Source organism: Rhodoferax sp. RT5P35, assembly GCF_056521385.1.
This window is the reverse complement of sequence record NZ_JBWMAX010000281.1, coordinates 1-1,132: the sequence shown is the minus strand read 5'-3', so window position 1 is coordinate 1,132 and position 1,132 is coordinate 1. Positions and strand designations below refer to the sequence as shown.

1 protein-coding gene is annotated in these 1,132 nt (G+C 69.8%); it reads right to left on the bottom strand.

The genetic code is table 11. From position 1 onward, the window contains the following. Nucleotides 1-1,132: 4-oxalomesaconate tautomerase (locus tag AC097L_RS25635; protein WP_479589519.1), on the bottom strand; the 1,132-nt coding region annotated here is incomplete at both ends.

Here is a 1,132-nt window from a genome sequence, read left to right as displayed (position 1 = left end):
GCTTGCGGGCCAGGGCGCGGGCAATGGTGTCGTTGCCGCCGCCTGCGCTGGTGGGCACGATGATGCGGATGCTGGTGTCGGGTGCGGCCTGGGGTGCCAGGGCCGTGGTGTCCTGCGGAAACACATAGCTGGGAAGTTGCAACTGGCCCTGCAAAATCTTGCGGGCGGTGCGTACCAGGGCGGCGCGCTCCACCTGGGCGGCTTCGCCCACGCCCACCACTTCCACCTCGATGTCGATCTGCCCCGCCGGATGCAGCACCACCAGTGGGCGCTTGCCCGACGGTGTACTGGCACCACTGGCTACGGTGCCGGGCAAGGCGAAGGCGGTGGCCACGCCGATCGCGCCGGTGACGGCGTGCGAGGCGTGGCAGCGGCGCGGCGTGAAGTAGCGCGAGGTGATGCTGTTGGCATCGTCCCCGGCGCTGACCAGCACCGGCTTGGGCACCACGCTGTCGGACACATCGCCCAGGCCCATGCGCGTGCCTGCCACCCGGCGCATGGCCTCGATGCGCTCCAGCAAGGCGGTGTTGGCATCTAGCTGCGCCGGGCGTTCGCGGCCCGTGAGGCCCAGGTCGGCAGCGCGCATGACCATCAGCGGCATGGCGGCATCGATGCAGGTGACCTCGATGCCGTCGATGGTATCGATGCGCTGGCCGGTGGGGAACAAGTGGCCGGTGACCGCGCCCCAGGCATCCAGAAAGTTCAGCAGGATGGGCGCTGCCGTACCCGCCACACCGTCGATGCGGGCATCGCCCTCGTAGGTGACCACGCCGCCCGGGGTGCACACCGTCACGTCGATGCAGGCACCGGTGTTGACGTTGTAGACGCGGGCGGTGGTGTGGCCGTCTTGCGCGGCGATCAGGCCCTGCTCGATGGCAAAGGGCACCACGCCGGCCAGCATGTTGCCGCAGTTGGGCCGGGTGTCCACCGACTGGTGGCCCACGCCCACCTGGGCGAACAGATAGTCCACATCGCAGCCCGGCTGCTGCGAGCGCGAGACGATGGCGACCTTGCTGTTGAGCGTGCTGCCGCCGCCCAGGCCGTCGAGCTGCAGCGGGTCGGACGCGCCTATGGCCCCGATCAGCGCCTGGTCGCGCGCTTCGGTGCCCTCGGGCAACCATTCGCGCAGAAA